The sequence below is a fragment of the Anaeromyxobacter terrae genome (assembly GCF_022690685.1).
GTDB lineage: Bacteria > Myxococcota > Myxococcia > Myxococcales > Anaeromyxobacteraceae > Anaeromyxobacter > Anaeromyxobacter terrae.
This window is the reverse complement of record NZ_JALCYY010000003.1, coordinates 53,325-75,332: the sequence shown is the minus strand read 5'-3', so window position 1 is coordinate 75,332 and position 22,008 is coordinate 53,325. Positions and strand designations below refer to the sequence as shown.

The 22,008-nt window shown below is 74.5% G+C and carries 19 protein-coding genes and 1 tRNA gene; 11 read left to right on the top strand and 9 right to left on the bottom strand.

Annotated features, from left to right (window positions below; all coding sequences use genetic code 11):
- Positions 1–3: 3 nt before the first annotated feature.
- Positions 4–1,563 (bottom strand): hypothetical protein, encoded by a 1,560-nt coding sequence (locus MNY62_RS02060; RefSeq protein ID WP_242342428.1) that lies wholly within the window; start codon positions 1,561–1,563, stop codon positions 4–6.
- Between the two features lie 326 nt (positions 1,564–1,889).
- Here MNY62_RS02060 and MNY62_RS02055 point away from each other — a divergent pair, with 326 nt between their 5' ends.
- The 7 genes from MNY62_RS02055 to MNY62_RS02025 are packed head-to-tail and all read left to right on the top strand — an operon-like array spanning position 1,890 to position 11,266.
- Positions 1,890–2,351 carry a chemotaxis protein CheW gene (locus tag MNY62_RS02055; RefSeq protein ID WP_242342427.1) on the top strand — a complete coding sequence of 154 codons (462 nt, stop codon included), beginning with the start codon at positions 1,890–1,892 and terminating at the stop codon, positions 2,349–2,351.
- Complete coding sequence (locus tag MNY62_RS02050) at positions 2,348–3,928, top strand: CheR family methyltransferase (protein WP_242342426.1); 1,581 nt, start codon at positions 2,348–2,350, stop codon at positions 3,926–3,928. Before MNY62_RS02055 ends, MNY62_RS02050 begins: the two co-directional genes overlap by 4 nt.
- Positions 3,925–4,446 (top strand): chemotaxis protein CheW, encoded by a 522-nt coding sequence (locus MNY62_RS02045; RefSeq protein WP_242342425.1) that lies wholly within the window; start codon positions 3,925–3,927, stop codon positions 4,444–4,446. Before MNY62_RS02050 ends, MNY62_RS02045 begins: the two co-directional genes overlap by 4 nt.
- Position 4,447: 1 nt before the next feature.
- A complete protein-coding gene (locus MNY62_RS02040) occupies positions 4,448–5,917 on the top strand; it encodes a methyl-accepting chemotaxis protein (RefSeq protein ID WP_242342424.1) in 1,470 nt (489 codons plus the stop codon).
- A gap of 5 nt (positions 5,918–5,922) precedes the next feature.
- Complete coding sequence (locus tag MNY62_RS02035; protein ID WP_242342503.1) at positions 5,923–8,001, top strand: hybrid sensor histidine kinase/response regulator; 2,079 nt, start codon at positions 5,923–5,925, stop codon at positions 7,999–8,001.
- Positions 7,998–9,065: a chemotaxis-specific protein-glutamate methyltransferase CheB gene (cheB, locus tag MNY62_RS02030; protein WP_242342423.1), complete on the top strand. Its 1,068-nt coding sequence runs from the start codon at positions 7,998–8,000 to the stop codon at positions 9,063–9,065. The genes MNY62_RS02035 and cheB overlap by 4 nt, the downstream gene beginning before the upstream one ends.
- Positions 9,062–11,266, top strand: a complete 2,205-nt coding sequence (locus tag MNY62_RS02025; protein ID WP_242342422.1) for a response regulator — start codon at positions 9,062–9,064, stop codon at positions 11,264–11,266. The genes cheB and MNY62_RS02025 overlap by 4 nt, the downstream gene beginning before the upstream one ends.
- A 37-nt stretch (positions 11,267–11,303) precedes the next feature.
- Here the strand turns inward: MNY62_RS02025 and gloA are convergent, their stop codons facing one another.
- The 6 genes from gloA to MNY62_RS01995 form a co-directional block, all read right to left on the bottom strand.
- The gene (gene gloA, locus MNY62_RS02020) at positions 11,304–11,690 is read right to left on the bottom strand and encodes a lactoylglutathione lyase (RefSeq protein WP_242342421.1); all 387 of its coding nucleotides are present in this window, start codon (positions 11,688–11,690) and stop codon (positions 11,304–11,306) included.
- A gap of 107 nt (positions 11,691–11,797) precedes the next feature.
- Entirely contained in the window at positions 11,798–12,718 is a 921-nt protein-coding gene (gene trxB, locus MNY62_RS02015; protein ID WP_242342420.1) for a thioredoxin-disulfide reductase, read from the bottom strand.
- Positions 12,719–12,735: 17 nt separating this feature from the next.
- Entirely contained in the window at positions 12,736–13,071 is a 336-nt protein-coding gene (locus MNY62_RS02010; protein ID WP_242342419.1) for a thioredoxin family protein, read from the bottom strand.
- Positions 13,072–13,278: 207 nt separating this feature from the next.
- Positions 13,279–13,464, bottom strand: a complete 186-nt coding sequence (locus MNY62_RS02005; protein ID WP_242342418.1) for a hypothetical protein — start codon at positions 13,462–13,464, stop codon at positions 13,279–13,281.
- Between the two features lie 146 nt (positions 13,465–13,610).
- On the bottom strand, positions 13,611–14,963 hold the full coding sequence (locus tag MNY62_RS02000) for a radical SAM/SPASM domain-containing protein (protein WP_242342417.1): 1,353 nt from the start codon (positions 14,961–14,963) through the stop codon (positions 13,611–13,613).
- An 18-nt stretch (positions 14,964–14,981) separates the two neighbouring features.
- Entirely contained in the window at positions 14,982–15,629 is a 648-nt protein-coding gene (locus tag MNY62_RS01995; RefSeq protein ID WP_242342416.1) for a methyltransferase domain-containing protein, read from the bottom strand.
- Between the two features lie 158 nt (positions 15,630–15,787).
- On the opposite strand from MNY62_RS01995, the gene chrA reads away from it, so the two are divergent.
- The 4 genes from chrA to MNY62_RS01975 all read left to right on the top strand — a co-directional run bounded on the left by chrA (position 15,788) and on the right by MNY62_RS01975 (position 19,740).
- Positions 15,788–17,071, top strand: coding sequence for a chromate efflux transporter (gene chrA / locus MNY62_RS01990; protein WP_242342415.1), 1,284 nt, complete (start codon positions 15,788–15,790; stop codon positions 17,069–17,071).
- 156 nt (positions 17,072–17,227) lie between these two features.
- Complete coding sequence (locus MNY62_RS01985) at positions 17,228–18,859, top strand: Na+/H+ antiporter (RefSeq protein ID WP_242342414.1); 1,632 nt, start codon at positions 17,228–17,230, stop codon at positions 18,857–18,859.
- 164 nt (positions 18,860–19,023) lie between these two features.
- Positions 19,024–19,097, top strand: a tRNA-Arg gene (locus tag MNY62_RS01980).
- A 280-nt stretch (positions 19,098–19,377) separates the two neighbouring features.
- Positions 19,378–19,740 (top strand): VOC family protein, encoded by a 363-nt coding sequence (locus tag MNY62_RS01975; protein ID WP_242342413.1) that lies wholly within the window; start codon positions 19,378–19,380, stop codon positions 19,738–19,740.
- A gap of 35 nt (positions 19,741–19,775) precedes the next feature.
- Here MNY62_RS01975 and MNY62_RS01970 read toward each other — a convergent pair whose 3' ends face one another.
- Positions 19,776–20,426 carry a TetR/AcrR family transcriptional regulator gene (locus MNY62_RS01970; protein WP_242342412.1) on the bottom strand — a complete coding sequence of 217 codons (651 nt, stop codon included), beginning with the start codon at positions 20,424–20,426 and terminating at the stop codon, positions 19,776–19,778.
- Positions 20,426–21,844 carry an amidase gene (locus MNY62_RS01965; RefSeq protein WP_242342411.1) on the bottom strand — a complete coding sequence of 473 codons (1,419 nt, stop codon included), beginning with the start codon at positions 21,842–21,844 and terminating at the stop codon, positions 20,426–20,428. The genes MNY62_RS01970 and MNY62_RS01965 overlap by 1 nt, the downstream gene beginning before the upstream one ends.
- Positions 21,845–22,008: the final 164 nt, after the last annotated feature.

Genomic DNA, 22,008 nt, shown 5'->3' with positions numbered 1-22,008 from the left:
CCGTCACGGGCCCCGGTAGACGGTGAGCCCGCCGTTCGCGCCCTTCCAGGTCGCCATGTGGCTGAAGTAGACGATCCGGCTCTCCACGCCGGCGAAGGCGTCGATCTGGATCGAGCCGACCGGGTTCTGCTGCGCGAAGAGCGGCGCCGTCTTCGGGACCGGGAACGTCCAGGCGCCGTCCTTGTACCGGCCGATGACGCCGTAGCCGAGGCCCGCCCAGACCGAGCCGTCCTTGGGGTCGCAGGCGACGGAGTACACGGCGCACACCTGCGTGCCGGCCTCGTCCCAGCAGTACTCGGGCGGGATGGCGACGTGCTCGAACACGTCGTCCACCAGCGGCTCGCCCGGCGCGCGGCGCGCGAGCCCGTGGATCTCCGAGGCGATCCAGAGCGTGCCGTCCGGGCAGAAGGAGATCGAGCTCACTGCGTCCTGGTAGGCGGGGTTGTTCGCCCAGAACTCGGAGGCCGTCGTGAAGATGGGGTCGGGCCAGACGTCGTAGAAGCCGCTCGTCGCGCTCCAGTCCCCGTTCCGCGGCGGGAACATCGGCGCGTTCCAGCCATCGGCGCGCGCCCCCGCGCCCTTCTTCACTGCGAGGCGGATGCCGTTCGCGGCCCACGGGTCGCCCGTCGTGGGATCGATCGCGAGCGCCGTGGCGGTGCCGGTGATCATCTCCCCGCCCGGCTTCCGCGGGACGCCGTTCTCGTAGATGACGCCGCGGAGGTCCGGGTGATCGTGCTCCCACACATCCTGGGCGGCCTCGAAGCCCGGGTACTTCGTCGCGTCCAGGCTCCAGCCGCGCTGCGCCGCGTTCGCGATGAGCACCGAGAAGGAGCCGTGCGAGCCCGCGAACCACACGTCGCCGTAGTGCGAGCCGCGCGCCGGGTCGTGCTCGACGGCGATGCGGTGGACCTGGCGAACCTTCTTGCGGCCGAGGTTCCAGAAGTCGTAGGCGCCGGTCTCGTTCACCTGCTCCGGCGGCGCCGCGATGAAGACGTGCCGCGCGCGCGCGAGCGTGCCCGCGGTGGCGTCGAAGCCGACCACGTCCGCGCCGCCGGACGACATCCACCACTCGGGGTCGAGGTCGCCGTCCGTGCCCATCCCCATGAAGCCCAGGACCGCGTGGCCCGGGTCGGCGCCCGCGACCGAGATGACCGGGCACATGAGCGTCTGCGCCTCGTCACAGTTCGTCGTGAGGCCCGCGCTCTTCGCGTCGAAGGCCTTGAACTCCGCGTCGGCGCGCGCCTTCGCGAACACCGCCGCGCCCGCCGCGACGTACACGTTGCCGGCCTCGTCGGCCGACGCGTCGAAGACCCCGACCTTGTCGCCCTCGGCGGCGTAGAACGTCCAGCTGGCCACGGTGGTGGGGGACGCGAGCGTCACGGCCGGCTGCGCGTCGGGCGGCGGCACGACGATGGGCGGATCCACCGGCGGCGGCTGCACCGGGGGAGGCTCCACCGGCGGGGGTTGCTCCTGCGGCGTCTTCGCGCCGCCCCCGCCGCCACCGCACGCCGCGAGGACGGTGGCCGCCACGAAGATCCACTTCCTGCCGAGACGTCCGCTCACTCCGCTTCCCCTTTCACCGAGGCTCAGCTCGCCCTCCCGTCGGACGAGCGCGTTCACGTCGGGACGCTGAGCGTCGCGGCGCGCGGCGCCAACTGCCGGCGCGTGACGAGCCACGCCCGAGGCGCGCGGAGGATCCCCGGCTCGGGGAGTTGCGTCCGGCACGACGCCGCACGGTCGCGCGAACGTCCGCTCGCGGGGGCCTCGAACGGACCCCTCGCGGCCGGCCAGGCTCCCGCCGGCTGACCGGCGAGCCGGCCGAGCGTCGCTCGGATGCTTGCGACCCGGCCCTCCGGTCGCCTACGGTGATCCCCCCGTCTGGAGGCGCCGTGGAACCGGAAGGAAAGCGCGAATCGGTGCTGCTCGTGCGCGCCGGCGGGCGCGCGTGCGCGATCCCGCTCTCCCACGTGATCGAGACGCTCCGTCCGCTGCCGACGACCCCGTGCGCGGGGCTCCCTCCGTTCGTGCTCGGGGCGGCCGTGGTGCGCGGCGCGGCGGTCCCCGTGGTGGAGCTCGCCGCGTTCCTCGGCGCCGCCGCCGCCGCGACGCGCCGGTTCGTGCTGGTCCGCTGCGGCGACCGGCCCGCGGCGCTCGCGGTCGACGCGGTCTCGGGCGTCGCGTCGCTCGCGGGCGTGGAGCGGACGGCGGCGCCGCTGCTCGGCGCCGCGGACGGGGGCGCGATCGAGGCGCTCGGGGCGCTCGACGGCGAGCTGCTCGTCCTCCTCCGCGCGGCGCGGATCGTCCCGGAGGACGCGTGGCGCGCCATCGCGGGACAGGAGGACGTCGCGTGACCGCCGCGGGCCGAGAGCAGCTCGAGCGCTTCCGCCGCGCGGTTGGGGCGCGGCTCGGGCTGCGGTTCGACGACGACAAGCTCGAGCAGCTCGCCCAGGTCGCGGAGGAGCGGGCGGAGGCCACCAAGGCCCGCTCCATCGACGCCTACGTGGCGCGGCTCTCGGGTGAGGGCGGCGGGGACGAGGTCCGCGCCCTGGCGGAGCGGCTCACCGTGGGGGAGACCTACTTCTTCCGGAACTCCAACGACCTGGAGGCGTTCTCCGGCGCGGTGCTGCCGGACCGGGTGCGGCGGCGCGGCGCCGATCGACGCCTGCGGATCCTGTCCGCGGGGTGCGCCTCGGGCGAGGAGCCCTACACGCTCGCGATGCTCGTCCGCGCCGACGCGCAGCTCGCCTCCTGGGACGTGCGCGTCCACGGGATCGACGTGAACCCGGCCGCCATCGCCCGCGCGCGGGAGGGCCGCTACTCCGCCTGGTCGCTCCGCCAGACCACGCCCGCGCTGCGTGCGCGCTTCTTCCGCGCCGAGGGCCGCCACTCCCGCGTGGTCGACGACGTGCGGGCCCTCGTCTCGTTCGAGGAGCGGAACCTCGTCGACGACGATCCCGCGCTGTGGGCGCCGGGGAGCTGGGACGTCGTCTTCTGCCGCAACGTCGTCATGTACTTCTCGCCCGAGGTGTTCCGGCGGGTGGTGGCGCGGATCGCAGGCGCCCTCGTCCCCGGCGGCTACCTGTTCCTCGGCCACGCCGAGACGCTGCGCGGCGTCTCGACCGACTACCACCTGCGGCAGTCGCACGGGACCTTCTACTACCAGCCCCGGGGCACGGAGGAGGGCGCGCCCGCGCTCGGCCCGCCGGACGATACGCTGCCGTCGCCGTCGCCGTCGCCGTCGCCGTGGCCGTCGCCGACGCCCGCGCCCGCGCCCGACGCGCGAACCGCGTGGGTGCAGGCGATCCAGGAAGCATCCGAGCGCGTCGCGAAGGTCGCCGCGGCGGCCCGCGCGCCCGAGCCGCGTGAGGGGACCGCGGCGAAGGACGCCCTCCCGACGCGAGGCGAGCCGGACGCGCACGGCGACGGCGCTCGCGTCGCCCTCGCGCTCGAGCTCCTGAGGCGGGAGCGGTTCGCCGAGGCGCTCGCGGCGCTCGGCCCGCGCGCCCCCGCCGCCGAGGAGGACGTCGACGCGCTGCTCCTCCGCGCCGTCCTCCTGACGAGCAGCGCCGATCTCGCGGGCGCCGAGCGCGTCTGCGCGCGCATCCTCGAGCGGGACGAGCTCAACGCCGAGGCCCATTACCTCCGCGCGCTCTGCCGCGAGCACGCGGGCGACCCAGTGGGCGCCGCGGACCACGACCGTTACGCGCTCTACCTCGATCCGACGTTCGCGATGCCGCGCCTCCACCTCGGCCTCCTCGCCAAGCGCGGCGGCGACCTCGAGCTCGCGCGCCGCGAGCTCGCGCGCGCGCGCGTGCTGCTCGCCGGCGAGGACGGCTCGCGGATCCTCCTGCTCGGGGGCGGGTTCACGCGCGAAGGGCTGCTGGAGGTGTGCCGCGCCGAGCTCGGCGCGTGCGGGGGGATGGAGTGAGCGACGAGACGATGCTCGAGGGCACGGTCGAGGCGCTGCGGGCGGCCTTCGACGCCGCGTTCGCGGCGCCCCCGGCGGGCGCGCGGCGGGATCTCGTCCCGCTGCTCGTGATCCGCGCGGGCGGCGAGGCCATCGCGGTTCGCGTGCTCGAGACCGCGGGGCTCCTCCCGGCGAGGCTCATCGTGCCCGCCCCGAGTCGCCGGCCGGAGGTGCTCGGGGTCTGCGGACACCGCGGGGCGGTCCTCCCCGTCTTCAGCCTCGCCCGGCTGCTCGGGGTCGCCGATGGCGGCGAGCCACCGCGCTGGATGCTGCTCGCCGGCCGGGAGGAGGAGCGCGTCGCGCTGGCGTTCGACGTGCTCGACGGGCACGTGCTCGTGGCGCCCTCGGCCCTGCAGCGTGCGGCGGGGCAGGGGCCGGGCCACCTCGCCGAGATCGCGGAGCTCGGGGGCGCGGGGCGCCCGGTGGTGAGCATCCCATCGGTCCTGCGCGCCATCACGGAACATCGACGTGGAGAGTGACATGGAGCGAAGGCTCACGTTCTCGCAGAAGGTCGCGCTGGGGTTCTTGCTCGTGGTGGTGGTCGCGCTCGCGATCGCGGGCGTCGCCGTCCTCGCGCTCCGCGAGACGGTCGCAGGAAAGGACGAGATCATCGAGCTCGCGACGCGGCGGCTCGTGAACGCCGAGCGCCTGAACGCGATGAGCTTCAGGAAGGCGGCGGAGGCGCGCGCGTACCTCATGACGAACGACGCGCGCTACCTCGACGCGATGCGGACCGCGCGGAGCGAGATGCGCCGTGTCCTCGACGAGCTACGGGGCCAGCAGCACGACGAGTCGCTCCGGCCGATGCTCGACGACGTCGCCCGCGTCGAGGAGGAGCACGGGACCGCGGTGGATCGGATCCTCGCCGACGCTCCCCGGGAGAAGCTCGAGGTCTCGGCGGCGCGGCTCGAGCGGGAGGTGCGCCCGCTGCGGGAGCGGCTCAACGCCGCGGTCGACGGCTACATCGCCCGGCAGCGTGAGCTGCTCGAGGCGCGGCGGCGCCAGTCCAGCGAGGCCGCGGCGGACGCGAGCCGGATCGTCGTGGTCCTCTCGGTGGCCGGCGTCGCCCTCGCGGCCGCGCTCGCGCTCCTGCTCGGGCGCATGCTCTCGCGGCAGATCGCCGGCGCGGTCCGACACGTGGAGACGTCCTCCGCGGAGCTCAAGGCGGCCGCGGGGCAGCAGGCGACCGGCGCGAAGCAGCAGGCGAGCGCGATGGCCGAGATCACGACCACCATCAACGAGCTGCTCGCGACGTCGCGGCAGATCTCGGGGAGCGCGCAGCGCGTCGCCTCCATCGCGTCCGACACCGCCTCCGCCGCGCGGGCCGGCGACCACGCGGTCCAGCGCAGCCAGGAGGCGGTGGGAGGCATCCGCCGGCAGGTGGAGCTCATCGTCGACCACATGCTCGACCTGGGTCGCAAGTCGCAGCACATCGGCGGCGTGGTCGAGATCATCAACGAGCTCGCGGAGCAGACCAACATCCTCGCGATCAACGCCACGATCGAGGCGGCAGGCGCGGGCGAGTCGGGGAAGCGGTTCCAGGTGGTCGCCGAGGAGATCCGCAAGCTCGCCGATAGGGTCGCGGGCTCGACGAAGGACATCCGCTCGCTCGTCGACGAGGTCCGGGCCGCGGTGAACACCACCGTCATGGCCACCGAGAGCGGCTCCAAGGCCGCGGAGGCGGGCGCGCGCCAGTTCGCGGAGCTGGCCGCGGCGTTCTCGCAGATCGCGCGTCTCGTCGGCTCGACCACGGACTCAGCCCGCGAGATCGAGCTCTCGACGAAGCAGCAGGCGACCGCGGTCGAGCAGGTGAACGAGGCCATCGCCAACGTCGCGCAGGCGACGCGCGAGGCGGAGGCGAGCTCCGGGCAGTCGCTCCAGACCGCCTCGGAGCTCGCGACGATGTCGCGCGATCTCGCGCGGCTCGTCCAGAAGCGCGACGCCGCGTGAGCGCGATGGCCCGCGACCGCTACAGGTACTTCCGGATCGAGGCGCGCGAGCTGCTCGACGGGCTCTCGCGCGGGCTCCTCGAGCTCGAGCGGTCCCCCGGGGACCGGGCCGTGGTCGCGCGGCTGCTCAGGTACGCGCACACGCTCAAGGGCGCGGCGCGCGTGGTGCAGGTGCAGGTGATCGGCGACCGCGCGCACGCGGCGGAGGACGCGCTCGCCGAGCACCGCGACGAGGGGGCTCCGCCCGTGCCGCGCGAGCGGACGGACGAGCTCCTGCGGCTCGTGGACGAGATGGCGGCCGCGGTCGCCGCGCTCGAACCGCCCACGCCCGCGGCGGCCACACCCGCGCCGGCCACGCCCGCGGCGGCGGGCGCCGCGCCGGCCCCCCGGCCGGACGAGCCGATCCGGACGGTGCGCGTCGATCTCCACGAGGTCGACGTCGTCGTGGAGACCACGCTGGAGGCGGGCGTCCACCTCGCGACCCTCCGGCGGCAGCTCGGGCGGCTCGACCACGCGAAGGAGATCGCGCGCGCCCTCGCGGACCAGCTCTCGGTGCGGCGAGGCGACGGCGACGGGCCGCCCTCCGTCGCGCGCCTGCGGCCGCTCGTCGACGAGCTCGCGCGGGCGCTCGACGGGACGCAGCGCTCGCTCGACGCCCGGGCGGATCAGGCCGAGCGCGAGCTCGGCGAGGTCCGGCGCGCCGCCGACCGGCTGCGGCTCCTGCCGGCCCGGGCGATCTCGGGGCCGCTCGAGCGGGCGGCGCGCGACGCCGCGCGGGCGCTCGACCGCACGGTGACCTTCGAGCTCGCCGGCGGCGGCGTGCGCGTGGACGCGAACGTCCTCACGGCCATGCGCGAGGCGCTCCTGCACGCCGTGCGCAACGCCGTGGCGCACGGGATCGAGCCGGCCGCCGAGCGCGCCGCGCGGGGCAAGCCCGCGCCGGGCCGCGTCCGCATCGAGGTCGAGCGCCGCGGGACCCGCGTCGTGTTCCGCTGCGTCGACGACGGCCGCGGAGTGGACCTCGAGGCGGTCCGGGCCGCCGCCGCGCGCAAGGGGCTCGTCTCCGCCGGGGAGTCCGCCGGCCTCGACGACGCGGCGCTCACCGCGCTCCTGCTGCGCGGCGGCCTCTCGACGAGCGCCACCGTGACGGACGTCGCCGGGCGCGGCGTCGGCCTGGACGTCGTGCGCGACGTCGCCGCGCGCCTTCACGCGGAGGTCGCGATCCGCACGGAGCGCGGGCGCGGTACGCAGGTGGAGGTGGTCGTGCCCGTCTCCCTCACCGCCCTGACCGCGCTGCAGGTCGAGGCCTCGGGCGCGGTGGCGGCGCTGCCGCTCGACGCGGTCCGCAGCGCGGCGTTCCTCGAGGGGGACCGGGTGACGCGCACGGCCGAGGGGGCGACCGTCGCGTACGGCGGCGCGCTCGTCCCGTTCCTGCCGCTCGCGAGCGTGCTCGGTCTCCCGCGGCCCTCCGGCCCCCGCCGCGCCTGGTCGGCGGTCGTCGTGGAGGCGGCGGGGGGACGCGTCGTCCTCGGGACCGATCGGCTGGTGGGCACGGCCGACGTCGTCGTGCGGCCGCTGCCCGCGTACATGGGGCTCGATCCCGCGGTGGCGGGGGCGGCGCTCGACGGCGAGGGCAACCCGCGCCTCGTGCTCGACCCGGCGGGGCTCGTGGCGGCGGCGCGGGGCCGCGTCTCCCAGGAGGAGGCGGCGCCATCGCCGCGCGCGCCGATCCTCGTCGTCGACGACTCGCTCACGACCCGCATGCTCGAGCAGAGCATCCTCGAGTCGGCGGGCCACGAGGTGGACCTCGCCGTCTCCGCCGAGGAGGCGCTCGAGAAGGCGCGCGCGCGGCGGTTCGGCCTCTTCCTCGTCGACGTCGAGATGCCTGGCATGGACGGGTTCGAGTTCGTGCGCGTCACGCGCGCGGACCCGAGGCTCTCGTCCATCCCCGCCATCCTGGTGACGTCGCGGAGCGCGCCGGAGGACAGGGCGCGCGGCCTCGCCGCGGGGGCGAGCGCCTACGTCGTGAAGAGCGAGTTCGATCAGGCGCGCCTGCTGGCGGCGATCGAGGAGCTCCTGGGGTGACCGTGCCGATCCGCGTGCTCGTGGTGGAGGACTCGCTCACCGTCCGCAAGCGCCTCGTGGAGGTGCTGTCGGCCGATCCCGAGCTCCAGGTCGTGGGCGAGGCCGAGGACGGGCGGCGCGGCATCGAGCTGTGCCAGCGGCTCCGGCCGGACGTCGTCACCCTCGACATGATGATGCCGGTGATGACCGGCGTCGCCGCGGCCGAGTACATCATGGCGTACTGCCCCACGCCGATCCTCGTCGTGTCCGCGTCGACGAACCGCGGCGAGCTCTTCCGGACCTACGACGCGCTCGCGGCGGGCGCCATCGACGTGCTGGACAAGCCCCTCGGGACGGAGCCGGACGGTGAGTGGGAGGAGCGGCTCCGCGGCACGGTGAAGCTCATCTCGCGCCTCAAGGTGATCACGCACCCGCGGGCGCGGCTCGGGGCCATGTCGCGTCCGGGCGCGGCGCCGCCCCTCGCGGGAGAGCCGGCGGCGCCGACGAACCTCGTGGCGATCGGCGGCTCCACGGGCTCGCCGGCGGCGCTGGTGGAGATCCTCCGCCGGCTCCCGCCGGAGTTCCCGCACCCGATCCTGCTCGTCGTCCACATCAACGAGCCCTTCGGCGCCGCGTTCGCCGAGTGGCTGGACGGGCTCTCCCCGCTGCGCGTCCGGTATGCCCGCGACGGCGAGCGCCTCGCGGAGCGCGGTCGCTCGACGGTCCTCATGGCGCCCCCGGGCCGCCACCTCGTCGTCGAGCGCGGCGTCCTCCGGCTCGACGATCGCCCCGAGCGCCACAGCTGCAAGCCCTCGGTGGACGTGCTGTTCGACTCGGTCGCGCGGGACTGCGGCGCCGAGGCGCTCGCGTGCCTGCTCACCGGGATGGGGCGCGACGGCGCGCAGGGACTCCTCGCGATCCGGCAGGCGGGCGGCGCCACCATCGCCCAGGACGAGGCGACCTCCGTCGTGTTCGGCATGCCCCGTGAGGCGATCCTCCTCGGTGCGGCGCAGCGCGTCCTGCCGATCCATGAGATCGGCGCGGCGATCGCGGCGCGCGCGGGCACGCCCGGGAGGCCGCCATGAGCGCCGTCCTGGTCGTCGACGACAGCCTGACCGTGCGGATGCACCTCGAGGAGGCGTTCTCCGCCGCGGGGTTCGAGCCCGTGCTCGCCGCCGACGTCGCGAGCGCGCGCCGCGCCCTTGCGTCCCGGCGGTTCGCGCTCGCCGTGCTCGACGTGCTCCTCCCCGACGGCGACGGCCTCGAGCTGCTCGCCGAGATCAAGGGGTCCCCGCAGCACGCGGGGACGCCGGTCGTGCTCCTCTCCACGGAGACGGAGGTCCAGCATCGCGTGCGCGGCCTGCAGACCGGGGCGGACGAGTACGTGGGCAAGCCGTACGACGCCGCGCAGGTCGTGGCCCGCGCCCGCGAGCTCGTCCGCCGCCGCGCCGGGGTCGACTCCGGCGCCGCCCCGCGGCCGGTGCTGCTCGTGGACGACAGCGTCACGGCCCGGGAGGAGCTGCGGGAGGCGCTCGAGCGCGCGGGGCTGCAGGTGGTGACGGCCGGCAGCGGCGAGGAAGGGCTCCGCGTCGCCTCGGAACGGCGGCCGCGCGCCATCGTGGTCGACGGCGTGATGCCGGGGATGGACGGCGCCACCTTCATCCGCGAGGTCCGCGCCGACGCGGCGCTCCGCACCACGCCCTGCATCCTGCTCACCGCGTCGGGCTCCGTCGGCGAGCTCCGCGCGCTCGACGCCGGGGCGGACGCGTACGTCCGCAAGGACGAGGACGGGAACGAGCTCGTGCTCGCCCGGCTGCAGGCCCTGCTCCGCAGCGCGACGTCGGCGCCGGAGGGGAGCGCGGCCGGCGCGCCGGCGGCGAGGCGCATCCTCGTGATCGGGGCGGGGACCGCCCCGCTCGGCGACGTCGCGGAGACGCTGCGCGTCGACGGCCACGACGTGGTGGTGGCCGCCTCGCCCGAGGAGGCCCTCGCGCTCCTCGCGGTCGACCGAGTGGACGCGATCCTGGTGGAGGCGACGGAGCAGGGCAAAGAGGGGGCCGCCGCGTGCCTGCGCATTCGCGGCGACGGTCGATGGCGCCACCTTCCGCTCCTCGTCGTGGGCGAGCGCCCGGACCCGGAGGCCACGGTCGACGCCCTCGCCGGGGGCGCCGACGACTACGTTCCGCTGGCGAGCGGCCCGCTCGTCGCGCGCGCGCGCGTCAACGCTCAGCTGCGCCGCAGCCAGTTCGAGGACGAGAACCGGACGCGCGAAGGGTACGCGCGGAGCGCGGCGATCCTGGAGACCATCTCGGACGCGTTCTTCGCGGCGGGTCGCGACTGGCGCTTCGTGTACGTGAACCACGCGCTCGAGGAGATGGTGGGCTCGCCGCGCGACGCGCTGGCCGGCGCGGTCCTGTGGGAGCGCTGCCCGTTCCTGGCGCGGGGCCAGCCGCGCGCGGAGTTGGACCGCGCGGTCGAGGCCCAGGTGCCGGTGACGTTCGAGGCGCGAGGGCCCGCGGAGCGGTGGATCGAGGTCCGCGCGTTCCCGCACCGCGACGGCCTCACCGCCTACCTGCGCGACGTGACCGAGCGCCGGCGCACGCAGGAGGTGCAGGCGCACCTCCTCGGCATCACCGGGCACGACCTCCGGACGCCCATCTCGGTGGTGCGCGTCTCCCTCGACGTCGCCCTCCGGGACCCGCAGCTCTCCGAGCGGAACCGGCGGGTGCTCGCGCGCGCCTCGGGCGCTGCCGCGCGGATGTCCCGGCTCGTGAACGACCTGCTCGACTACTCGAGGGCTCGGCTCGGCAAGGGGATCCCGATCGCGCGGCGGCCGGCCGAGCTCGACGCCATCTGCCGGGACATCATCGAGGAGGTGAGCAGCGCGAACGCCGGCCGGAAGATCTCGTACCAGCCCGGCGCCGACGGCGCGGGCGAGTGGGACCCGGACCGCATCGGACAGGTCCTCTCGAACCTGCTCACCAACGCGGTGCGCTACAGCCTGGAGGACGCGGCGGTGTCGCTGGAGTGGCACACGGACGGCGACCGAAAGGTGATCGCGGTGCACAACGACGGGCCCCCCATCGATCCCGCGCTCCTCGCGAACATGTTCGAGCCGTTCGAGCGCGGCCGGACCGCCGCGAGCGGCGGCACGGGTCTCGGCCTCTTCATCGTGAGGGAGCTCGTGCGCGCGCACGGCGGGAGCGTGGCGGTCACCTCCGAGGCCGGGCGCGGCACGACGTTCTTCGTGACCCTGCCGGCGCGGGCGGGGGGGAGCTCCGCGTAGCGCCGTCCGCCTGCGTCGATCCAGGCGAACGCCGCCGTCACGTCCCGCGCTGGATGAGCTCGACCTTGTAGCCGTCGGGATCCTGCACGAACGCGATGACGGTCGTACCGTGCTTCATCGGCCCCGCCTCGCGCGTGACGACGCCGCCGCGCCGCTTGATCTCCGCGCACGCGGCGTAGGCGTCCGGCACCTCGAGGGCCACGTGGCCGTACCCGTTGCCGAGGTCGTACGCCTTCGTGTCCCAGTTGTGCGTGAGCTCCAGCGCCGCCTGCTCGGACTCCGGGCCGTAGCCCACGAAGGCGAGGGTGAAGCGGCCGTCGGGGAAGTCCTGCCGGCGCAGGAGCCTCATCCCGAGGACCTCGGTGTAGAACGCGACGGAGCGCTCGAGGTCGCCGACGCGGAGCATGGTGTGGAGGATGCGCACGGGGGTCTCCTCGCCGCGGGAGCGCGGCGGGACGTGCCTTAACACGAGACGGAGGGCGGCGCGACGCGTCCTGGGCGGAGAGGAAGGACGCGCCGCGCCGCGACCTCTCAGCGCAGGTACTTCTGCGCCGCCAGCGCGGCGATGGTGCCGTCGGCGACCGCCGTGGTGATCTGCCGGAACCGCTTCACGCGGATGTCGCCCGCCGCGTAGACGCCGGGGATCCTCGTCTCCATGGCGTCGGTCGTCTCGACGTAGCCCCCCGGCGCGAGCTCGACGTAGCGCGCGAGGAGGTCGGTCCGCGGCACCATGCCGACGAACACGAACACCCCGTCCGTCTGGAGCCGCTTGCGCTCGCGGGTCCGCAGCGCCTCGACCTCGAGCGCCTCGAGCGCGGTCTCGCCGTGGAAGGCGCGCGGCTCGTGGCCGAACAGGACGCGGATCTTCGGGTTCGTGAGCGCCTCGCCCACCGAGGCGGGCTCCGCCTGGAACTGCTCGAACTGGTGGACGATGGTGACGCTCCGCGCGAACTGCGTGAGGAAGAGCGCCTCCTCCACGGCGGAGTTGCCGCCGCCGATGACGTGGATGTCCTTCCCCTCGAAGTAGGCGCCGTCGCAGGTCGCGCAGTAGGAGATGCCGCGCCCCTTGAACGTGTCCTCCCCGGGGACGCCGAGCGGTCGGGGCTTCGCGCCGGTGGCCACGATGACGGCGCGCGCCTCGACCGTCTCCGACTCGTCGAGCTCCAGGGTCTTCACGAAGGCGGAGAGGTCGTGCGCGGTGATCTCCACCGAGCGGCGGATCCGCGCGCCGAAGCGCTCCGCCTGCCTTGCGAACGCCGCGGAGAGCTCCGAGCCGTGGACGTCCTCGGGGAACCCGGGGTAGTTCGACACCTTGTGCGTCGTCTTCACCTGCCCGCCGGGGACGCTCTCGTCGAGCACGATCGTCCTGAGCCGCGCGCGCGCCGCGTAGATGCCGGCGGTCAGCCCGGCCGGTCCAGCCCCGATGATGGCGACGTCGTAACGCTCCGACATGGCAGGAGTCTCCGGGCTCACGGGAGGAGCGCCTCGACCGCGGACTTGAGCGCGGACCGCTTGATGTCCTCGCCGGTCATGCGCGCCCCGACCTCCCGGCCGGACTTGAAGAAGAGGAGGGTGGGGCTGCCGCTCACACCGAGCCTCGTCGCGAGCTCGCGGTTCCCCTGCCGGAAGATCTTGAGGAAGCGGACCTTCCCCGCGAACTGCTCGGCGACGGCCTCGTACTTCGGCGCGAGCGCCTCGCACGGAGGGCACTCGGTGGAGAAGAAGTCGAGCACCACCGGGGTCTCGGCCCCGAGCACCCGCTCGTCGTACTGGTTCGCGCTGATCTCCTCGACGGCTGCGGACATTCGGATCTCCAGGCAAGCCCCTCCCGCGCCGGGTGGCCCGGCTACCGGAGGGTGAGGGTGAGGGAGGGTGCGGGGCGGACCCCGCGGTGCTTCAGTCGTGGCAGCCCGACACGAGCGGGGATGCCTTGGCGCAGCACTGCGCGACCTTCTCCGGCGCGCAGCAGGTGGGCTTCTTGAGCGTGGTGAGGAGCTTCATCGCGCTCTCCTTCAGGGTTCGAGGTGGGACTCGAGCTTCTCCTTCAGGGCGCGTGCGGCGTCGCAGTCCTCACACGGTGCGTCCGGCTTCACCGCATGTGTCTGGCAAGTCGCGAGACAGTTCACGAGCGACTGGACCATGATCCGCAGCTCCCGCGGGGAGAGCGTGAGGACCGTCTGCGTTGCCGCGGGGACCATGTGCGCCTCCAGGAACGGGTGCGTCGGATCCTCGCGCCACCCGGTACGAGCCGCTCGAAGCGGGTGGGGTTCGCGACACGAGGTCGCAGCCCCGTGGGTTCACCCGAGATGTGGGCTGCGCAGGTCCGCTTCTCCGCGCCAGCCGCTCACGCGTCGAGGCCGTAGTAGCGCGCCCCCAGGCCGTAGAGCTCGGGCACCGGCCGGCAGTCCGGCGCGAGCGGGGTCCCCTCCCGATCCCAGGCGATCGCGCCGCACCCGCCCCCGCACACCGGCGCGGCGGCGCACTCGGCGCAGCGCGGGATCGTTAGCGTGCTGCGCGCGCGCCAGCGGGCGATCGCGGCGTCGTCGCGGGAGACGACCGGGTGGTACCGGCCGAGCACGTGCGCCGGGTGGCCGACGGTCGCCGTGCAGCCGTACAGGCTCCCGTCCGGGCCGAAGGCCCACTCCTTCTTCGCGGCCGGGCAGGCGTCGAAGTTCGGCGCCGGCAACTCGCCCGTGTCGGCGAGGTGGCCGATCCCGTGGAACCGTGGCCTGTGGAAGCGGCGAAGGATGGGGTGCGCCTCGGCGAGCTCGAGGTAGCGCGCCCAGAGCTCCACGCGGTCGAAGAGGTCCTCGCGGCGCTGGCGGGAGGCGCAGCCGAACAGCTCGTAGTTCCGGCCCACCTGGGTCTTGAAGCGCGAGGCCGGGAGCTCGAGCCAGCCCTTCGCGGCGGCGAGCTCGGCGAGCTCCGGGAGCGCCGGCAGGTTCCCGCGATCCGCGACGACGCGGAGGTTCACGGGGATGCCGGCGCGGACGAGCGCGTCGATGCCCGACACGATCCGGTCGAAGGTGCCTCGCCCGCTCGCGTGCGGCCGGCGCGCGTCATGGACCGGCCGCGGGCCGTCGAGCGTGACCTGCACCTCCTTCACCGGACCTGCGGCGAGCGCCGGGAGGAACGCCTCGAGATCGTGGCCGTTCGTGACGAAGGCGAGCGCGAGGCCCCGCTCCGCCGCGCGGCGGAGGAAGCGGCCGATCCGGTCGTGGTGCGCGGGCGTGTCGCGCAGCGGCTCGCCGCCGAAGAGCGTCACGTACGGCCGCGGGGTCTCGGCGGCGTGGTTCGCGTCGACGTAGGCGAAGAACGCATCGATGACCTCGGGCGCCATCAGCGCCGCCGCGGAGGGATCGAAGACCTCCTGGTAGCAGTAGGTGCAGGCGAGGTTGCAGCCGAAGCTCGGCACGACGATGAGCTGCGTCGGCGCCCGAGCCGCCTCCCGCTCGAACTCCGCGCGGGCGCGCTCGAGCAGCGCCCGATCGTCCTCGTCGGACTCGACGACGAACGCCGCCGCGCGGAGGGTCTCCTCGGGCAACGACGCCGGGAGCGCGCCGCCCCGCGTGAGCTCGCGGAGGGCGGCGGCGTCCTCGGCCGAGACGAGCGCCGCCTGGCCGGTGAGCGGCTGCACGAGGAGCACCCGGGGCGAGCCGGGGATGGGCGCGACGAGGGTGGAGCGCGAGAGCCGCATCGGAGACCTTCCCCGGCGCTACGGGCGCCGGCCCTTCACGGTGATCGAGAGGACGCGCACGCCGCCCTTCTCGTAAGGCGCCGTGCGGCGCACGACGCTCACGTCGGCGAGGCCCGCGGCCGTGATCGCCGCCAGGTAGTCCGCCTCGGGGATCGCGCCGCCGTAGCAGGCGGCCCATGCGGCCGGGTCGCTGCGGACGGAGTCCGGGAGCGTGGACTCGGAGACCACGTCGGAGACGACGAACCGCCCGCCGGGCCGGAGCAGCCGGTGCACCTCGCGGTACACGGCGGCCTTGTCCGGCGCGTGGTTGATGGCGCAGTTCGAGACGACGACGTCGGTCTCGCCGTCGGGCAGCGGCACCGTGGCGACGTCCGCGCGCACGAGGCGTACCTGCGCGAGGCCCGCGGCGAGCGCGCTCGCCCCCGCGATCATCGCCTCGTTCGCGTCCACGCCTATCGCGCGGCCGCCCGGGCCGACCGCGCCGGCGGCGCGCAGGAGCTCCCGGCCTCGCCCGCAGCCGAGGTCGACGAGCGTCTCGCCCGCGCGCGGCGCGGCGTGCTCGAGCACGCTCCCGCAGGAGAGCGAGCCCGCCGCAGTCGCGAGGGGGGAGTAGCGCGCCTCGAGTGCGCGGTCGAGGTCCGAGGGAGCGTCGCCGGGGCAGGCCATGTCGAGAGTCTCGCCCCCGGGAGAGCCAGCGGGAAGCACGGAGGTTCGTGGCGGGCGCGCCTCGACCCTGGTATGCAGAGCCGCGCCAGGGACGGGACGCTGCGCGCGCGACGGAGTCGCGACGCCGCCGCGCTCGTCTCATCGCTCGGGATACGACGATGCTGAGGGCGAGGACCGAGGGCCAGCGAGCGCACGAGCGGACCGCGACCACGACCCGCTCGATCCCGACCCACTGGGAGCTCGCCCGCGCGTCGCTGTGGCTCGGGCTCGTCGGGTTCGGCGGAGGCGTGAGCGTGCTCGGGATGATCGGGCACCTCGCGGTCGAGCGCCGCCGCTGGCTCACCGAGCGGGAGTTCACGAACACCTCGACGGTCTCGCAGATGCTCCCGGGCGGCGCCGCCGCGAACGCGCTCGCGCACATCGGCCTCCGGCTGCGCGGGATGAGCGGCGCGCTCGCCGCCTACGTCGGCTTCGTCTTGCCGGGCGCGCTGCTGACGCTCGCGCTCGCGTGGGCCTACGTCCGGTTCGGCGTCGCGCCGCGCGCGGAGGTCGTCCTCTCCGGCCTCAACGCGGCGGTCGTGGGGATCGTGGCGGCGCTCGCGCTGCAAATGGTCCGGACGTCAATCGGGCGGCCGTGGCAGATGGGGGTCGCGGCCATCGCGCTCCTGCTCAGCATCGCCGGCGGGGCGGCCTCCGGCGAGATCGCGGGGCTCGGGATCGCCTCCGGACTCGTCATCGATCTCCTGCTGAAGCGCGCGCGGCTCGCCCGCATCCGCCGGGCGCCTCGCAGGCCGTCGCCGCCGGTGGCGCTGCCGGACGAGGGCCAGCGGCTCGAGCCGCTCAGCGAGACGCGCCCCGCCGAGGAGAGCGCGCCGCTCGCCGCGGTGGCTCCCCTCGGCCTCGTCACCCAGGTCGGCCTGGGCGGGCTCGTGGCGCTCGGGGCGCTCTTCTTCCGCACCGGCCTCGGCGCGTACGGGGGCGGGTTCGCGATCGTCCCCCACCTGCACGCCACGGTCGTCGATGCCGGCTGGATCACCGAGCATCAGTTCACGAACGCCGTCGCCGTCGGGAAGCTCACGCCCGGCCCCGTGCTCCTCATGGCGACCTTCATCGGCTACGTCGCGCGCGGGTTCCCGGGCGCAATCGTGGCGACGGCCGCGATCTTCGCCGCGCCGTTCGCGCTCGTGGTGGTGCTCGGCGGCTGGCTCCTCCGCATGCGCTCGCGCCGCGCGATCCGGGCCGCGCTGCGCGGGCTCACCCCGGCGGTCGTCGGGCTCATGGCCGCCGCGGCCGTCACCCTCGGCGCGTCGATGCGCGGGCCCGCCGAGGTCGGGATCGCCGTCGCGACCACGCTCACGCTGTCGCGCTTCCGCGTGAGCCCCGTCGTCGTGCTCGTCACCGCCGGGGCGGTCCGCTGGGCGCTGACGCTCGCGGGGGTGTGAGGGCCGGTCCTCCGCAGAGGCTTCCCGCTCGCCATTGCGACGGACGAGACGCGTCAGAATAGATGCGCGGTCGCGGCCCGGGTCGGAGCCCGAGGCGACCGCGTCACGGAGGTGTCGGCTGCGGCAGCGTGACCGGGCCGCGGCAGTCTGCGTCGCATGCTCGTCTTCGAGATCATCATTGCGCTGCTGCTCGCGGGCGCGGGCCTCACGGCCCTCTCACGACGGATCGGGACTCCTTACCCGGCGCTGGTGGCGCTCGCGGGCGCGGTCCTCGCGCTCGTTCCCGGCACGCCGACGCTCGTCCTGGAGCCGGACCTCGCGCTCACGATCTTCGTCGCGCCCGTGCTGCTCGACGCCGCGTTCGACTCGTCCGCGCGCGACCTCCGGGCAAACTGGCGGACCGTCGTCGGCCTCGCGGTCGGGGCGGTCGTGCTGACCGTCGCCGTCGTGGCGGTGGTCGTCCGCGTGCTCGTGCCCGGCATGCCCTGGGCGGTGGCGGTGGCGCTCGGAGCGATCGTGGCACCTCCCGATGCCGCGGCCGCGACCGCCGTACTGAAGCAGCTCCGGCCCCCGCATCGCCTCCTCGTGATCCTCGAGGGGGAGAGTCTCTTCAACGACGCCAGCGCGCTCCTCATCTACCGACTCGCCGTGGGCGCGGCGCTCGCGGGCGCGCTGGCGCCGGCGAAGGTCGTTCCCCTGCTGCTCGTCGTGACCGTGGGGAGCGTGGTGCTCGGGTTCGCGCTTTCACGCGTGATCGTGCCGCTCATCGCGCGGATACATGACGTCCCCATCGTCGTGGTCGTCCAGTTCTGCGGGACGTTCGCGGTCTGGATGCTGGCCGAGCGACTCCACCTCTCGGGCATCCTCACCGTGGTGGTCTTCGCGATGGCGAGCGCGCAGCGCGCCGCGGGCGCGGTGGCGGCGCGCGTACGCATCCCGTCGTATGCGGTCTGGGAATTCGCCGTGTTCGTGCTGAACGTGCTCGCGTTCATCCTGGTCGGGTTCCAGCTGAAGGCGATCCTGAGCCGGGTCGATGCGCCCACGGTCGTCAGGTATGCCGGCGTTGCGGCCGCGGTGTGCATCGCGACGATCCTCGCGCGCATCGCGTGGGTGTCCGGCGCCGCGGCGGTCAGCCGGCTGCGGTGCCGCCCGGCGAGCGACGGCGCAGACGGACGGCGCGACGCGGTCGGCCTGTCGCCGCGCGCCGCAGCGGTGGTCGGTTGGTGCGGCATGCGAGGGATCGTGACCCTCGCGGCGGCGCTCGCGCTCCCCGCCGGCGGGCCCGACGCGCCCGCGTTCCCGTACCGGGATCTGGTGGTGTTCACCGCGTTCGCTGTCGTGCTCGGGACGCTCGTCCTGCAGGGGATGACGCTGCGCCCGCTCATGAGCCTGCTCCGGCTCGAGGGCGATCTCTCCGTCGAGCGGGAGGTCCGGCTCGCCCGCGTCGAGCTGTTGCGCGCCGCGCTGTCCGCCACGGATGGGGTGGCCAGCGACGAGATGTCGGGTTTGCTGCGGCGCCGGTACGAACTGCTACTCGGGCGCGCCGAGGCGGATCTGGGTGGAGTCGCCGCCGATCCGGCCCGGCCGGGCGAAGGTGACGGACGGTCGCTCACCATCGATGCGTCCGTCGCACGCAAGGCGGTCTCCGCGGAGCGGCAGCGCCTGCTCGCTCTCCGGGCGGACGGGACCATCGGCGATGCGGCGTTCCAGCGCGTGGAGCAGGAGCTCGACCTGGAGGAGCTGGACCTGCAGCAGCTCGCGCCAGGGGAAGATCCCGGGAGCCCGTAGCGTGGCTCCGGAGAGGCGGTGCACCGTGGAACGCGGAGGAATGGGGCGTTCGTCACGGCGGGGGGCCTCCGCTGCGCGCTCATGCTCGGGAGGTGAGGGGAGGCGTTCGTCCGCAGAGGCGTCCCGCCGTTCCGTGTGCTATATCCGCCGGCCCGTAGTCCGATGGCCCCGTAGCTCAGCTGGATAGAGCGGCGGTTTCCTAAACCGTAGGCCGTGGGTTCGAGTCCCGCCGGGGCCACACACATTCCAGTCGGCAAGTCAGGCGGGGTTCCCGGAGCTCCCGGGGACCCGCCGACGCGTCTACGGCCGCGCTCCCGTGTGCTTCCGGGCCCGTCCGATGGTCAGCACCTCCGCCAGGGCGATCAGCGCCGGGACGGCCGCGGCGCGGAACCGGTCGTTTAGACTTTTCGGATCGAAGAACGCTCGGCCATGGCGACCAGGACCCGCCGCTAGACCGAACACGCATGGAGCGATCTGATTCACGCTGCAAACCGGATGGAGTTCCGATGATCGATCACGTGAGCGTCATCGTCAGCGACTACGCGAAAAGCAAGGCGTTCTACCTGCAGGCGCTGGCGCAGACCGGCCATTCGCGGCTGGTGGAGCTGCCTGCCGCGCTCGATGGCCGTGCGCAGACCGCGGGCTTCTGTCATGCCGACGGATCCGATTTCTGGATCAGCCAGGGCGATGCGAACAGGCCGCCCATCCACATCGCATTTCGCGTGTCCTCGCGCGCAGCGGTGGATGCCTTCTACGAGGCGGCCATCGCAGCAGGCGGCAGGGACAACGGTGCGCCGGGCTTGAGGCCGCACTACCACCCGAACTACTACGTCGATCCGGACGGTCACAACATCGAGGCCGTCTGTCACGAGGCGCAGTGACTCCGGGCGGGACGCGGCGGTGGCAAGCGACTCCCTCACCGCGCGTTCTGCTTCCCGTCTTCCGCTTCGCCACGGGCGCGACGAGCGGACCAGCGCGCGAACCCCTGCAGCCCCGGGATCTGGTAGCTCCAGAACGCCTCGATCGCCTCGCGCAGCGCGCGCTCGTCGGCGTGAGCCTCCAGGATCGCCGCGAGCATTCGCCGGGTGTTGTCGAAGATCCGCGCGAGCACGAAGCGCGCTGTCGCGCTCTCCCCGCGCCGCGGGCGCAGATCCGCGAGCGTCGAGGCGACGAGCCGCTCCACGAAGCGCGCGCCGAACGCGGCGTAGTCGGTCCCCTCGGCGCGGTCGAGGAGGATCACCACCGCGAGCCGGTGCTCCGCCCAGAAGCTCAGCAGCTCGTCGCCGAGGTGGGCCGCGCCGCGGGTCGCCTCCGCCCGGAAGGCGCGGGAGAGGGCGCGCACACGCCGGTCGAGCAGCGACTCGAACTCCTCGGCGAGCGCCGGCGTGACGAGCGCGTCGAAGAGCTCGCGCTTCCCGGCGTAGTAGCGGTACGTGCTCGCCGTCCCGACTCCGGCGCGCTCGGCGATGGCGGTCATCGTCGCGCCGGCGTATCCGCGCTCCGCGAAGACCCGGAGGGCGGCCGCCTCGATGCGCGCACGCACCTCGTCCTTGAGGACCTGGGGCATCAGGCCTCGAACAGCCGGGGGTAGGAGAAGGGCGCCCAGCGATCCCTCCACGGGCGGGCCTCCTCGAGCTGATAGGCGAGGCCGAGCAGGAGCGCGTCGGCACCCGGCGCGGCGGCGAAGTGAACGCCGACGGGGACGCCCTCGTCCGTCCAGTGCAGCGGCACCGACATCGCCGGGCAGCCCGCGATGTTGTGGATGGGCGTGTAGCCGACGGCGTGCCCGGTCCGCCGGATCAGCTCGTCGCGCGGGAGGATCGGGGACAGGTGGCCGATGCGCCAGGGCGTCGTCGCGAGCGTCGGGGTGAGGACCGCGTCGCAGCCGCGGATCGACGCGAGGTAACGCTCGGTGCCCGCGGCGAACGCCGCGCGGGCCGCGGACAGCGCGCCAGGGCCCCGGCGCTCGAGCTCGTCGACGAGCGCCCAGCTGAACGGCTCGAGCTCGTCCCGCTGCACGGGGTGGCCGCGGAGCCGGTCCACCATCTCGACGAGGCCGGCCACCGCCGCCCCGGCGACGATGAAGAACGCATCACCCAGCGCCGAGCCGTCGATGTCGGGCGGAGGGACGGGTTCGACGCGGTGTCCGAGGGAGGCGCACAGCCCGGCCGCGTCGTCCAGGGCGCGTCGCACCGCCGGCTCCGGCTCCTCGCCGAGGAGGGTACGCGTCCAGGTGGCGATCCGCAGCGGACGCGCGAGCGCCTCCCGCACGTATCCGACGGCGGGGAACGGACCGTCCCGGTCCTCGGTGACGGAGAGGAACAGGGCGCTGTCGCGGACGGTGCGGCTCACGCAGTGGTCGGAGACGAGGGCGCCGAAGTCGGAGGGGAGGCTCGCCGGCACGCAGCGCCCTCGGCTCGGCTTGAAGCCGAAGAGGCCGCACACCGAGGCAGGGATCCGGATCGACCCCCCGCCGTCGTTCGCGTGGGCGAGGGGAACGATCCCGGCGGCGACCGCTGCAGCGGCGCCGCCGGACGAGCCCGCGGCGGACAGGGAGAGATCCCACGGGTTGTGCGTCACGCCCTCGAGGAGGGTCTCCGTGCTGCCGAGGAGCCCGAACTCCGAGGCCGCGGTCTTCCCGACGGTCACGAGACCGGCCTCGTCGATGCGGGCGACGTACGGGGTGCGGGTTTCGGGTCCGGCGACGTTGCGGGCGAACACCCGCGAGCCGCAGGACCAGCGCAGGCCCGGGTACGGGGTCACGTCCTTCACCAGGAACGGCACCCCGGCGAACGGGCCGGGCGGCACCTTGGCCATTCGCGCGCGCTCGAGGTCGACGGCCGTGACCGCCCGTAGCAGAGGGTTCAGAGCCTCGATTCGCTCGGCGAACGCCTCGAGCAGCTCGGACGCGGTGAGCTCGCCGCGCGCGACGAGCGCCGCCTGCCCGGCCCCGTCGAGCAGCGAGAGACCGCGGAGCTTCGCCATGGGACTCCTCCTCGCGTGGTCGGAAACGCGAACAGAGTGTTCCCGTTTCCGGCGCGCGTCAAGGAGCCGAATCGGGGGCGCCGTGGCGTGTGACGCCGGTGGAGCGGGGCGGCGCTCGCGCCCGTGAGGCCTCACCGCGCGAGGCCACGGTCAGCCGGACGGAG

Excerpts from the sequence above, each read along its gene's own strand:
- MNY62_RS02010 (WP_242342419.1), bottom strand. The coding sequence starts at position 13,071 with ATGTCCGCAGCCGTCGAGGAGATCAGCGCGAACCAGTACGACGAGCGG.
- trxB (WP_242342420.1), bottom strand. The coding sequence starts at position 12,718 with ATGTCGGAGCGTTACGACGTCGCCATCATCGGGGCTGGACCGGCCGGG.
- MNY62_RS01995 (WP_242342416.1), bottom strand. The coding sequence starts at position 15,629 with ATGGCCTGCCCCGGCGACGCTCCCTCGGACCTCGACCGCGCACTCGAG.
- chrA (WP_242342415.1), top strand. The coding sequence starts at position 15,788 with ATGCTGAGGGCGAGGACCGAGGGCCAGCGAGCGCACGAGCGGACCGCG.
- MNY62_RS02025 (WP_242342422.1), top strand. The coding sequence starts at position 9,062 with ATGAGCGCCGTCCTGGTCGTCGACGACAGCCTGACCGTGCGGATGCAC.
- MNY62_RS01970 (WP_242342412.1), bottom strand. The coding sequence starts at position 20,426 with ATGCCCCAGGTCCTCAAGGACGAGGTGCGTGCGCGCATCGAGGCGGCC.
- MNY62_RS02040 (WP_242342424.1), top strand. The coding sequence starts at position 4,448 with ATGGAGCGAAGGCTCACGTTCTCGCAGAAGGTCGCGCTGGGGTTCTTG.
- MNY62_RS01985 (WP_242342414.1), top strand. The coding sequence starts at position 17,228 with ATGCTCGTCTTCGAGATCATCATTGCGCTGCTGCTCGCGGGCGCGGGC.
- MNY62_RS02035 (WP_242342503.1), top strand. The coding sequence starts at position 5,923 with ATGGCCCGCGACCGCTACAGGTACTTCCGGATCGAGGCGCGCGAGCTG.
- MNY62_RS02000 (WP_242342417.1), bottom strand. The coding sequence starts at position 14,963 with ATGCGGCTCTCGCGCTCCACCCTCGTCGCGCCCATCCCCGGCTCGCCC.
- MNY62_RS01965 (WP_242342411.1), bottom strand. The coding sequence starts at position 21,844 with ATGGCGAAGCTCCGCGGTCTCTCGCTGCTCGACGGGGCCGGGCAGGCG.
- MNY62_RS02005 (WP_242342418.1), bottom strand. The coding sequence starts at position 13,464 with ATGGTCCCCGCGGCAACGCAGACGGTCCTCACGCTCTCCCCGCGGGAG.